Here is a 12,602-nt window from a genome sequence, read left to right on the forward strand (position 1 = left end):
TGAACGTTGAAGTACGACACGAGAAAACATATGTTATATAAATACCTGGGCGCCGTTTTAATTATTTTCTTATTCTCTGTGAATCTGAAGGCACAAGAAACAAGCTTGCTTAAAGGGCAAATTATTTCTGAAAATAAGGATGTTCAGAACGTTCATATCGTAAACCTTACTCAGGAAACTGGAACTACCAGTGATGTTAAAGGGGAATTTTTTATTGGTGCTGCAATTAATGATAGTCTCTTTATTTCTTCGGTTCAGTTTCAGAATAGAACTGTAGTGGTTCGCCAGAATATGATCGAAAGCGGAAAAATTGAGATCGAGCTGTACGAAGCCATGAACGAACTTTCCGAAGTTTTTATTGACGATATTGAGCTTAGCGGTTACCTCGCAAATGATCTTAATTTAATTTCCATTAAGGAAGTGGAGACCAAAAACCGTTTACAGCAGAATCTGGATGATTTTATCAGGAAAGACAGGGAACTCAATCCATATTACCAGCCTAGCATGACCGAAGGTATTCGTATTGATAAAATTGCCATGGCTATTGCAGAGAAGTTATCCAAAAACAAAGAGACTCCTATAGTTTATAGTCCGAAGGAACTGGCTAATCTTAGTCTGAAGATAGTAGGAGAGGAGTTCTTTAGTAAGGATCTTGATCTAGACGCGAATGAAATCTGTAACTTCCTTCTATACTGTGATAGAGATCAGAATTTCGAGGAGCTGGTTCTTAATAATAATGCATTGGTTTTAATTGAATATTTTGAAACCAGGATCGAATCCTTCAGAAAACTTAGAGCTGGAAATCTCAACGCAGGAAGACAGCTTCCTGGCTAAATCCTCTAATTAAACCATTTACTTATTTCAAAGTCTAAAAGCTGACTGCTCAATCTCTATGAATGGCGCAGTAATTGTTTTATCTTCGGAAAAAAATATATGAAAAACCTCATTTTGAGTCTATGCTGCCTGTTTATATTCAGTTCCTTCAGCAGCGAAGATCATGAGACCTACTTAAGTGTTACAGAAATTGAATACCGGCAGGATAGCAAGTCGGTGCAGGTGATTTCCAGGGTATTTATCGATGATATGGAAGATGTGCTTACCAAACGTTTCGGTAAAGATGTTAGCCTTGCCTATAAAAAGGATCTTTCTGCTAATAAGGATCTTCTCGAAAAGTACTATTCCAAAAAATTAACTATCAAAGTAAAGAATCGGGAAATTCCATTGAAATTGCTGGGGAGCAAATTTGATGCTGATCAAATTGTCTTATTCCTGGAAGGCAAAAATGTGGAATCCTTCAAAACCGTAGAAGTAGAAAATCTCGTGCTTACAGATCTATTCGATACACAGAAAAATATTGTTCATGTGAAGAAAGGTGATGTGATCGAAAGTATGCTGCTGGTGAAAGCGAAAGGTCGTGACACGGTTAATTTCTGAAAACTTTCCAATTGACGTATAAAATCTTATTTTTAGCAACCTATAAATTAAAATTTAGTAAATGAAGCGATTAAAATTGTTGACATCCTTGTTCATGGTGTTTGTCTTTGCAGGTATCAACGCACAGGAAACTGAACAACAGGAACCACGGCAGCAAGGCCATACCAATCAAAACAAATTCAGGCAGATGTATCAGGAACTGTCAACTCCAAACCAGTATAGAACCGCATCTGGAGCTCCTGGACCTGCGTATTATCAGAATGAAGCTGATTACAAAATGGATATCGTTCTTGACGATAAGAATTCAGTGCTTACCGGTGAGGAGACTATTACCTATCATAATAATTCTCCGCAGGACCTAGAATACCTATGGGTTCAATTAGACCAGAATATCAGGAAAAAAGATGCTCCTCAAAAAGATGGAGACGGAATGGCTCCGGTTGCTACTGCAGCTGGTTTCGCTAATAAATACCTGGAAGCTCCTTTTGATGGTGGTTTCGATATTAAAGAAGTTTCTGCTAATGGATCAGATCTTAAGTATACGATCAACCAGACCATGATGCGCGTTGATCTTCCAAAGCCTTTGAAGGCTGGGGAGACTTATACATTCGATATCAAATGGTCTTACAATGTGAATAACCACGTGACCAATCGTGCGCGTTCAGGATATGAGTTATTTCCAGAGGATGGAAACAAAGCTTATGTAATTGCTCAGTTCTTCCCGAGAATGGCCGTTTATAATGATGTCGAAGGATGGCAGAACTATCAGTTCTGGGGGAATGGTGAATTTGCACTTCCTTTTGGGGACTATGAGGTAAATATTACTGTACCTGCAGATCATATCATGGAAGCTACGGGTGAACTTCAGAATAGAAAAGACGTTTACTCTAAGGAAATGATGAAGCGTTATGAGCAGGCTAAGAAAAGTTATGATAAGCCGGTAATCATTGTAACTCAGGAAGAAGCTGAAAAGGCTGAAAAGAACTTTTCAGAAAAAACTAAAACATGGACTTACAAAGCAGATATGGTTCGTGACTTCGCTTTCTCAACTTCAAGAAAATTCATTCTAGACATGATGGCGGTAGATGTGATGGGAAAAGATGTAATGGCTGTTTCTGTTTATCCTAAAGAAGGGAATCCTCTTTGGGAAGAATGGTCTACGAAAGCTGTAGCTGCAACTTTAGAGAGCTACTCAGAGCATACTTTCCAGTATCCTTATCACAAGGCAGTTTCAGTTCATGCTAAGAATCAGGGGATGGAATATCCAATGATCTGCTGGAATTATGGACGTCCTGATGAGAATGGTAAATACAGTGACCGTACTAAATTCGGGATGATAAGTGTGATTATTCATGAAGTTGGACACAACTTTTTTCCAATGATCGTAAATTCTGATGAAAGACAATGGGGTTGGATGGACGAAGGTATCAACACCTTTGTACAGTATGTTGCAGAACAGGAATTTGGAAAAAAACATCCTGAGGCTATTGCACCAGAATCGAATTATCCTTCAAGAAGAGGAGCGCCGAGTAAGATCATTCCTTATATGAAAGGAAACCAAGACTATATTTCTCCAATTATGTCCAATCCAGAGCAAGTTTATCAACTAGGAAATAATGCTTATGGTAAACCGGCAACTGCGTTGAACATTCTTCGCGAGACGATCATGGGTAAAGAATTGTTCGACTATTCTTTCGCTACTTATTCTAAAAGATGGATGTTCAAGCACCCAACTCCGGAAGATTTTTTCAGAACGATGGAAGATGCTTCAGGCGTAGATCTTGACTGGTTCTGGAGAGGTTGGTTCTATACTACAGATAATGTGGATATTGGGATCAAAGATGTTCAGAAGTACTATGTTACTGATAATCCTACTGAAGCAGGTAAAGAAATGTTGAAGAGATATGGAACAACTCCTGAAGAAACTAAAGCACTTTATGTAGTTTCCGAAGATGATGAAGCATTTTCAGAAGATATGAAAGGTAAATCCTTGATGGAAAATTCTGAAACTTTACAGGCTTACGTGATGGATAACTTTAGCGAGGAAGAGCGTAAGAACCTTCAGGCGCCTAAGTATTTCTACCAGGTAACTTTTGAAAAACCAGGTGGGTTGGTAATGCCGATCATTGTAGAATTGAGCTATGCCGATGGAACTTCAGAAAAAGTTACTTACCCGGTTCAGATCTGGAGAAAGAATGATAGTAATGTTAGCAAGGTAATTCCTTCTAACAAAGAGATTACTAAGATCACATTGGATCCAGATCTTGAGACAGCAGATGTTGATGTGAACAATAACAGCTGGCCAAAAAATGAAAACAAAAGTGAGTTCGATGAGTATAAAGATTCCGCTCAGGACTAGGTTTTAAGCTAATAATATTTAAGCCGACTTTAACGAGTCGGCTTTTTTTATGCTTAGATTTGTATATATATTTGTTTTACTATGCATATGTTACCATTGTTTATTAGCGGAGCTGAGATAGGCTTTATTTTGTTCATCCTGGTGATGGTTTTTGGAGCTGATAAAATTCCTGATATTGCCAAAGGTTTGGGTAAGGGAATGAAAGCGGTAAAAAACGCTTCTAATGATATTAAAAGTGAAATTCAGCGAAGCGCTGAAAAACAAGGCATAGATACAGACTTCACGAAAGACGTTCGGGGCGAGATTGACAAGGTTAAGGAAGATATCGATGATATCACAGGTTCTGTTCGTCGTAAGCTATAATATGTAATCGATGTGGGACCAGATCGAAGAATGGGACAGGCAACTATTTGTATACCTGAACAACCTTGGAATAGAAAAGTATGATACTTTCTGGATCTTCGTTACCAATCCGGCGCACTGGATCCCGGTTTTTATAGTTTTCTTTCTACTTTTCTTTGTAGCATTTCACTGGAAAAAAGGACTTTTCACCAGTTTATTTCTGCTACTAACTGTAGCCGTGACTTATGGCTTTACAAATCTTGTAAAAGCTCTGGCTGTTCGTAACAGGCCTAATAATACACCTGAATTAGCAGAACTTATTAGAATATTACAGGAGCCAACTAATTATAGTTTCTTTTCGGGTCACGCATCAACCTCCTTTGCTGCGACAACTTTTATCGTTCTCGCATTGAGTAAATGGAGTAAATGGATTTATCTAGCCTATATCTGGCCATTCCTATTTGTAATGAGCAGGATCTATGTAGGAGTACATTTTCCAGGCGATATCATCGTTGGGATGATAGTTGGAATCATAATGGCCTTTCTCTTCTTTAGTCTTTATAACCGAGCTGGAACTAGGATTTATTAGCTATTTCACTCTTGAAAGTGTGAGACCGTCACGAATTGGCAAGATCACAGTTTCTACCCTTGGATCATTATTTAATAGAGCATTGTATTCCAGTAGAGCTTTTGTAGAGAGGTCGTCTTTCTTAAGTTCTTCCACAACCTTTCCACTCCATAGAACATTATCTGAAAGTATAATTCCGCCGCTGTTCATTTTATCAATGATCAGCTCGAAATACTTCGGGTAGTTAGGTTTATCGGCATCAATAAATACCAGGTCAAAATTTTCTTCAATATTGGGAATGATTTCTGTAGCATCACCAATATGCTGTACGATTCTATCGCTATATGTAGAAGCCTGAAAATGTTTCTTCTGAAAGTCTTCCAGTTCTTCATTTATATCTATCGTATGCAAGATTCCGTCCTCTGTAAGACCTTCAGCCAGGCACAGGGCAGAATAGCCTGTATATGTACCAATTTCCAGGATAGATTGAGGATTTTTCATCTTGGAAAGTAAACTTAGTACCCGGCCCTGGTAGTGCCCGCTCAGCATTCTGGGTTGCATGACCTTCTGATTAGTTTCACGGTTTAATTCTACCAGATGTTGAGGTTCTGGTTGAGAATGTGCTACTATATACTCGTCAATATTTTCAGGTAAGAAATGCATATTTAAAGTTTAGGTAAAAATATGGATTTTCTCTTTCGTGCGGGTCCCGAAGTATTGAAAACGAAATTGTATTTTTACAAAAAACACAAGCTATGAAATTTGAAAATTCACTGGAATTTGCTCAGCGCCTGGATAAGGAAGATGAACTGGCAAATTACCGGAATGAATTTATCTTCCCGAAAATCAAAGGTAAGGACGCTATATATTTCGTCGGAAATTCATTAGGTCTGCAACCTAGATCTGCAAAAAAGTACGTAGATGATATCATGCAGGATTGGGCAGAATTGGGTGTCGAAGGTCATTTTAAAGCCGAAAAGCCCTGGTGGGATTACCACGAAAAATTTGCTGGAAAACTAGCTAAAGTAGTAGGTGCAAATCCTTCCGAAGTAACCGTCATGAATACGCTCACGGTAAATCTTCATCTTTTGATGGTGAGCTTTTACAGACCAGAAGGGAAACGTTATAAGATCATTTGTGAAGAAAAAGCATTTCCCAGTGATCAATATATGATCTCCAGCCAGGTTCGTTTTCATGGATTTGATCCTGAAGATGCCATCGTAGAGATCAAAAAGCGCGATGGAAAGCATAAATTTAGAACAGAGGATATCCTTAGTAAAATAGATGAAGTGGGAGAGGAGTGTGCTCTAGTGCTTATTGGGGGAGTGAATTATTACACCGGTCAGGTGATGGACATGGATACTATCACTAAAGCAGGTCACAAAGTTGGAGCCTTTGTTGGTTGGGATCTTGCTCACGCAGCCGGAAATATAGAACTAAAACTCAGCGAATGGAATGTGGACTTTGCTGCCTGGTGTAGTTATAAATATATGAATTCAGGCCCTGGAAACGCTTCAGGATGTTTTGTAAACGAGAAGTATCACAACAAAAAAGATATTCCCAGATTTGAAGGTTGGTGGGGACATAATAAAGAACGCCGATTCTTAATGGAACCAGAATTTCAACCGGAATCTAATGCAGATGCCTGGCAAATTAGCAATGCACCGGTTCTTGCGCTTGCGCCATATCTTGCCTCTCTGGAAATGTTCGCTGAGGTTGGAATGAATAGTTTGTTAAAGAAAAGAGACAAAATTGTCGCATTTCTTGAGTTCGTATTGCACGAAATAGACAAGGATGTAGACAGTACTTTCGAAATCATCACTCCTTCAGCACAGAAGGAAAGAGGAACCCAGCTTTCAGTTTTTCTGCACGGTGAAGGGAAAGAGATCTTTAATTATTTAATGGAGAATGGAGTGATGCTGGATTGGCGTGAGCCAAACGTGATCAGGTTAGCACCGGCACCTTTTTACTGTTCCTATGAAGATATTTATAGATTTGGTCAGATCTTAAAAGAGGGGATACTCTCAAAAAATAAGTCATAAAAAAAGGAGGCATTTGCCTCCTTTTTTTATGACTTATTTTTTCTATTCTACTGAAATGTCATCAAAGAACAATTCAAAACTATCATCCTTGGATTTATGCATGGCAGCAATCTTGATTCCTTTGAAATCTTTATAATCTTCCCAGGTTGTAGCCATTTCACGACCTCCATCTGAAGATTTGTAAACCCACTCGCGAATCATGAATTCATCATCGAAATAGATATCGTAGCTATCACCCGGAGTGTAACCCCCATCTTTTGGATAACTTACTGTAATCATCTGCATTTCGTCTCCGCTAATTGGTGCTGTTGCTTTCTTTGGTTCACTAAGATCTGCCAATGACCACTTTAATTGAAAAGGGAACAATAACCAGTAGGAATCATTCACAAAACGCTGATCGATATATTTTTTATCTTCAGCCAGGCTGTCCTTTCTGGTATAACTCATTACCGAGTCATTCTCGGTCAGACTAATCTTGTCTGTTCCCACATTCCAGTTCCATCGTCTTTCAGATCTAATAGAATCGTTCACTTTTACATTGAAGGTGAATTTGATCTTTTTAATACTATCAAATTCTTCGAAGCCATTGACCATAGCGATCTTTTCATGAACTTCCAGGTTTGGATTCTCTTCAGGAGTCACCTCTTTCTTCTTGTCTTCGTTGCAGGAAATAAGCGTAATTCCGGCAAGAAATGTAAGCAGTAGTTTTTTCATAGTTTTAGTTTTTTAAATATAGTTATTCTTTTGTTCATAGTGCGTTTATGCTCATTCCACCATCAGCAACGATATTCTGTCCGGTCACAAATGATGAAGCGGGCATCGCTAAAAATGCTACAATACTGGCGATCTCTTTTGCTTCAGCAACTCGGTTAAGCGGAGTTCTGGATATAATAGATTTCATTTTTTCCTCATTATGCAAATAGCCTTCAGTTAGTGGTGTTTTTGTAAACCACGGCGAAACTGCATTTACTCTTATTCCTTCTGAAGCCCATTCTACAGCAAGACTTCTGGTTTGTTGTAATAAACCTGCTTTAGACATCGCATATGGAGTACCAGTGCCAACATCCTGAAGTGCCGCGGAAGATGCTACATTGATGATTGTAGATTCACCTGAAATTTTCAGAAGTGGAAATAGCAGTCGGCTAAGCGTAAAAGGAGCTACCAGATTAATGTCAAGAACTTTCCTGTACTCTTCTTCAGAATATTCATGTGCCTTTTTTCTAATATTGATACCGGCATTATTTACTAGTACATCCAGACCGCTCCAGCTTTCAGAAATCCAGTTCGAAACTTTTTCAGAATCAGATAATTTTGAAGCATCAGCAACGAGGCCTTTAACTATGTAACCTTTATCCTTCAGTTCATTTTCCAGATCTTCCAATTCACTTGATGTTCTGGAAGTGAATAGTACCTGTGCACCCAATTCCAGAAATTGTTCTACACATGCTTTTCCAATTCCTTTAGTTCCACCGGTTACCAATACCTTTTTGGATTCTAATCTCCACATAATTCGGTTTTAAACAAAAAACCCTTTGATTGCTCAAAGGGTTAGTATCAATTATATTGAATATTACAGTTTACGACCTGTAAGTAACTTATACAGGATAAGTATCACAGCTACAACGATAAGGATGTGTATGATGCTTCCTAAATCTGGGAATGCAAAATATCCAATTAGCCATCCAATTACTAGTAATACGATAATAAGCCAAATTAAATCTCTCATAATGTTCTGGTTTTAGACTGGTTTTATCCTGCCTTTGGTTAATGATTTTTAGTTAGGTGGTTTAATAATTCCAGGTCTAAATTAGACAAAGCATTAACCCACTGCTTTTCATTTAACCTTGATTTAACTATAAGTATTAAAACCGATCGGGATTTGAAATTATTTCTGCCGCGCGACTCCTTATTTTCTGCATTTCCTCCGGAGGCTTCTTTTCCAGTAGGCTCAACATCATATTCATTCTCTGGTTTCCAGCAAAATGTTCCCGATTGGAATCCAGAAAATTCCAGTAAAGACTGTTAAAAGGACAGGCATCATCTTCGGTTTTTTTGCTTACTTTATAGTGGCAGTCTTTACAATAGTTGCTCATTTTATTAATGTAACTACCGCTGGAAACGTATGGTTTCGTTGCAACAATTCCACCATCTGCAAACTGGCTCATTCCACGAGTATTGGTTATTTCTACCCATTCAATAGCATCTATATAAATTCCCAGATACCACTGGTCGACTTCGTCTGGGTGAGTTTCAGTTAACAAGGCATAATTACCAGTGATCATAAGTCTCTGGATGTGATGTGCGTATGCATTTTCCAGACTATTTTTGATCGAATGATGCAGGCAATTCATTTTGGTATTTGCATTCCAATAGAATCCAGCAAGCTTATTTTGATTTCGAAGTTTATTAGTACGGCGATATCCAGGCATTTCTTTCCAGTATATACCTCTCATGTACTCTCTCCATCCCAGGATCTGCCTTATAAATCCTTCTACTTGAGAAATATCGATCTCATCTGTATGGTCGTAATAATAATCCAGAACAGAGTTTATGACTTCTTTAGGACTCAGCATTTTTGTGTTCATACTGAAGGATAAACGCGAATGGAACAGGTAAGCTTCATCGATATGCAAAGCATCCTGATAATCGCCAAAATGTACCAGTAAGTTTTTACAGAAATAATTTAGTACTGAAAGTGAGTCTTCGCGGGAGGTTGGCCAGTTATAATTTTCAACTTCAAGAGATCCAAAAGTTTCTACACCAGCATTTTTAATTTCTTCAACTAGATCGGATACATCTTTACGGAAACCTCTTTCGTGTGGAATTTCAGGCTTGCCTTTCCATTTCTGCCGGTTACTCTTATCAAAATTCCATTTCCCTCCTTCAGGATCTTTAGCATTGATCATTAAAATATTGTTTTTCTTCCGCATATCGCGGTAGAAATATTCCATGGTCATTTGCTTCTTGCCTTCGTAAAACCTTTCCAGATCACTACGGGTTGTGAAAAAATGTTCGGTATCGAAACTAACAGTTTCGATCTCCAGATCCTTATACAAATTTTTTAACTGCTCATCGAGACGATACTCATCTGGTAATTGATATTGAAAACGTTCAAAATTATGTTTATCGATCAAGTGTTTGATGTTCTTTTCAAGATCCTGAGTATTATCCTCATGATCGATCTTATAATAGAGGACGCGGTGATCTCTTTCTTCCAGATAGCTGGCAAAATTGCGCATGCTTCTAAAAAAACCTACAACCTTTTGTATATGATGCTTCACATAATCGGTTTCCTGTCGCATTTCCATGAAAAGATATGTCACATCTTCAAGGTCGTCCTTGAACCAGCTATGCTGATGATTTAGTTGATCTCCTAAAATAAGTCTCAGCGTTTTTTTTACTTCAGCCATAAATCTTGATAATCGTTATCGGGATCGTAGCGATCTGCCTGACTTTTAATATTGAATTTTCTATCGCGAGGATCATTTCCGACTCCGCTATTATACATCCAGTTTCCCCAGTTGCTATGCACATCATAATCTATGAGCAGACTCTCAAAATATGCAGCGCCTTTTCGCCAGTCGTGTTTCAACTCCTTCGCGAGATAACTATTAACATTCTGTCTTCCGCGATTGCTCATAAAACCGGTATGAGCGATTTCCAGCATATTTGCGTTGACAAAATCCTCTTTAGTATTTCCATCTATCCAGTTTCTGAAAGCTTCATTATCGTCATTCCAGTCGTGAGATTTCCCTCGAATTCCTTCTAACTGGAAGATTTTGTTCCCGTGCTTTAGGGATATGTACTTAAAGAAGTCGCGCCATATGAGTTCGAAAATAAGCCAGTATGTACTCTGATTGCTTTTAATTTCTTTTTCGTATCTCTTAATCTTGAAATAGATCTGTCTGGGGGAGATACTTCCATTGGCCAGCCATGCAGAAAGCTTGGAACTATAATCTGTGCCAAACAAACCATCCCTGGTTTCTTTGTACGTTTCCAGGTTCTTTTGTTCAAAGAAGTAGTGTTCAACTCTTTTTAAAGCTTCATCTTCTCCACCGTGAAATGGGAATGCAGATCGCTCGTCGGTTTCAAATTCATTAAAGTTGAGGTCCTTTAAACTCGGTATATTGGTGTCATTATCAATCTCAAATTCTTTAAGTTTCGAGTTGGTAAGTAATTCTCGTACTTCTGATTTCTTCTCACATTTTTTTCTAAATTCAGTAAATACCTTTGGAATATCTTTAAAGGAATCATAGGGGATATCATCAGGATGAAATAAAAATTGCTGATAATGATCTTCAAATTCAACATCTTGGATAGATTCCTTCAGATTTCTTTCAACTTCCTTCTCTTCCTCTGTCCACTCTTTCTGAAAGTAAATGGTGTCTATCTGATGCTCTTTTACGAGTTCCGCGATTTTAACTTCCGGTTTATTCTGAAAAACAAAAAATGGGATATTGATCTTCTGAAGATTATTCCGCAGTTGATGAATAGTTTCTATTAAAAATCTTGTTCTGAATTTTCCTGTTTTTCGAAAGCCTATGTCTAGTTCTTCATAATGCCTGGGATCAAAAAAATATACAGCGATTACTCTATCGTGATTGCTTGTGGCTTTTGCTAATCCCTCATGATCCTGCGTTCTAAGATCATTTCTAAACCATATTAATCCTGTACTCATTTTTTATTTTTTCTGCATTTATCACTGCAATAACGTACCTGTTCCCAATCTTTTTCCCATTTTTTACGCCACGAGAAAGGACGTTCGCAAACCGGGCAGATCTTTTGAGGTAAATTAGATTTTTTAACCGTTTTATTCGCCATCCTTACTAAAGAAAGATTTAACCTCCTGGCCGGGGCGGGCATAATGAAATCTATCAAGCAGGCTTGGCAGGGAATAACCATCCAGACCATTTACGGCTACTGTACCCGCGTCATCTAATCTTAGCCACCCATCTGGCATTTGAATGCCTTCATCAAAATAAATGTGTTCAATAGAAGCAACGACAAGTACGGTGTCATTTTCTTTGATATGGTATTCATTCACAAATTTGCAGCCCAGTTTTACTTCAGATTGCTTCACATATGGAGCGTGGAATCCATCGAGATACTCCTCATCCAGACCTGTTTTATTAAATTCTGAAATTTCTTCATCATACTTCGCTGCAGTTTGATGAGCCTGCTCGATCATTTTATCCTGAATGTGATTGACCGTAAAGTATTCTGTCTCTCGAATATTATTATAGGTATTTCGAGCAACACTCAATGGTCTGGTCACGAACCCAAGCATTGCCGGGTTGCTGCCAATATGAGTTACCGAGCTAAACACGGCTACATTGGGATTTCCAGATTTAGATCTGGTAGCAATTAGATTTGCAGATTTATATCCTGTACAACTGTTTACAAGGTTTAGGCGATAGATCTTTTCCATTTCCTCAATATCAGAGGCTTTGATATGTTTCATAAAAAAAGGTCAGTTTTTTAGACTGACCTCAAGTTATTGATTGCTTTACTATAAAGCTGTTAATGGATTTTTAAATTAACTCTGATTTTCCATCTTATTGATGGCCATCTCATATTCTTCCATTGCTTCTCTTACTGCATCTATATTGTCTGACGCTTTTTGGTGAGCATCTTCCATCACCTTCTCCAGGTTTTTGTCTGGATGCTGGAACAAATCTGTGATCACATGGTTAATTTTATCGATAATACTACTTTGAGTATTCTTGATATCCTCCAGTTTGTTCAATGTAGACCTCATATGGTCTAGTTTTTCCTGATCCATAATATTAAATTTAGTTTATCTAATATACCACCTCGCATTTATGAAGCCTCAGCAGTTAACAGCTTTTAGAATAGC

Annotated in this window: 15 protein-coding genes; 6 read left to right on the forward strand and 9 right to left on the reverse strand. The window is 38.1% G+C overall.

Translation table 11 applies throughout. The features are described 5' to 3' along the window. Positions 1-6: 6 nt before the first annotated feature. The 5 genes from ABVM50_RS06970 to ABVM50_RS06990 all read left to right on the forward strand — a co-directional run bounded on the left by ABVM50_RS06970 (position 7) and on the right by ABVM50_RS06990 (position 4,724). Complete coding sequence (locus tag ABVM50_RS06970; RefSeq protein WP_405200531.1) at positions 7-834, forward strand: hypothetical protein; 828 nt, start codon at positions 7-9, stop codon at positions 832-834. 99 nt (positions 835-933) lie between these two features. Next, on the forward strand, positions 934-1,434 hold the full coding sequence (locus ABVM50_RS06975) for a DUF6702 family protein (RefSeq protein ID WP_405200532.1): 501 nt from the start codon (positions 934-936) through the stop codon (positions 1,432-1,434). Between the two features lie 61 nt (positions 1,435-1,495). Continuing rightward, positions 1,496-3,793: a M1 family metallopeptidase gene (locus tag ABVM50_RS06980; protein ID WP_405200533.1), complete on the forward strand. Its 2,298-nt coding sequence runs from the start codon at positions 1,496-1,498 to the stop codon at positions 3,791-3,793. Positions 3,794-3,874: 81 nt separating this feature from the next. Then, a complete protein-coding gene (locus tag ABVM50_RS06985; protein WP_141876922.1) occupies positions 3,875-4,156 on the forward strand; it encodes a twin-arginine translocase TatA/TatE family subunit in 282 nt (93 codons plus the stop codon). 10 nt (positions 4,157-4,166) lie between these two features. Then, entirely contained in the window at positions 4,167-4,724 is a 558-nt protein-coding gene (locus ABVM50_RS06990) for a phosphatase PAP2 family protein (RefSeq protein WP_405200534.1), read from the forward strand. Here ABVM50_RS06990 and ABVM50_RS06995 read toward each other — a convergent pair whose 3' ends face one another. Continuing rightward, positions 4,725-5,366: an O-methyltransferase gene (locus tag ABVM50_RS06995; protein WP_405200535.1), complete on the reverse strand. Its 642-nt coding sequence runs from the start codon at positions 5,364-5,366 to the stop codon at positions 4,725-4,727. 92 nt (positions 5,367-5,458) lie between these two features. On the opposite strand from ABVM50_RS06995, the gene kynU reads away from it, so the two are divergent. Next, a complete protein-coding gene (kynU, locus tag ABVM50_RS07000; RefSeq protein ID WP_405200536.1) occupies positions 5,459-6,745 on the forward strand; it encodes a kynureninase in 1,287 nt (428 codons plus the stop codon). Between the two features lie 42 nt (positions 6,746-6,787). Here the strand turns inward: kynU and ABVM50_RS07005 are convergent, their stop codons facing one another. The 8 genes from ABVM50_RS07005 to ABVM50_RS07040 all read right to left on the reverse strand — a co-directional run bounded on the left by ABVM50_RS07005 (position 6,788) and on the right by ABVM50_RS07040 (position 12,527). Then, a complete protein-coding gene (locus ABVM50_RS07005) occupies positions 6,788-7,459 on the reverse strand; it encodes a hypothetical protein (RefSeq protein WP_405200537.1) in 672 nt (223 codons plus the stop codon). Positions 7,460-7,493: 34 nt separating this feature from the next. Beyond that, positions 7,494-8,252, reverse strand: coding sequence for an SDR family oxidoreductase (locus tag ABVM50_RS07010; protein WP_405200538.1), 759 nt, complete (start codon positions 8,250-8,252; stop codon positions 7,494-7,496). A gap of 63 nt (positions 8,253-8,315) precedes the next feature. Beyond that, positions 8,316-8,471 (reverse strand): lmo0937 family membrane protein, encoded by a 156-nt coding sequence (locus tag ABVM50_RS07015; protein ID WP_141876928.1) that lies wholly within the window; start codon positions 8,469-8,471, stop codon positions 8,316-8,318. 136 nt (positions 8,472-8,607) lie between these two features. Beyond that, positions 8,608-10,155, reverse strand: a complete 1,548-nt coding sequence (locus ABVM50_RS07020) for a cryptochrome/photolyase family protein (RefSeq protein ID WP_405200539.1) — start codon at positions 10,153-10,155, stop codon at positions 8,608-8,610. Further along, positions 10,143-11,423 (reverse strand): DASH family cryptochrome, encoded by a 1,281-nt coding sequence (locus ABVM50_RS07025; RefSeq protein WP_405200540.1) that lies wholly within the window; start codon positions 11,421-11,423, stop codon positions 10,143-10,145. The genes ABVM50_RS07020 and ABVM50_RS07025 overlap by 13 nt, the downstream gene beginning before the upstream one ends. Continuing rightward, positions 11,420-11,566: a DUF2256 domain-containing protein gene (locus tag ABVM50_RS07030; protein WP_405200541.1), complete on the reverse strand. Its 147-nt coding sequence runs from the start codon at positions 11,564-11,566 to the stop codon at positions 11,420-11,422. The genes ABVM50_RS07025 and ABVM50_RS07030 overlap by 4 nt, the downstream gene beginning before the upstream one ends. After that, complete coding sequence (locus ABVM50_RS07035) at positions 11,556-12,206, reverse strand: flavin reductase family protein (RefSeq protein WP_405200542.1); 651 nt, start codon at positions 12,204-12,206, stop codon at positions 11,556-11,558. Before ABVM50_RS07035 ends, ABVM50_RS07030 begins: the two co-directional genes overlap by 11 nt. A 75-nt stretch (positions 12,207-12,281) precedes the next feature. Next, complete coding sequence (locus tag ABVM50_RS07040) at positions 12,282-12,527, reverse strand: hypothetical protein (protein WP_141876933.1); 246 nt, start codon at positions 12,525-12,527, stop codon at positions 12,282-12,284. Positions 12,528-12,602: the final 75 nt, after the last annotated feature.

The sequence above is a fragment of the Christiangramia sp. LLG6405-1 genome (genome assembly GCF_045055805.1).
In the GTDB taxonomy this organism is placed as follows: domain Bacteria; phylum Bacteroidota; class Bacteroidia; order Flavobacteriales; family Flavobacteriaceae; genus Christiangramia.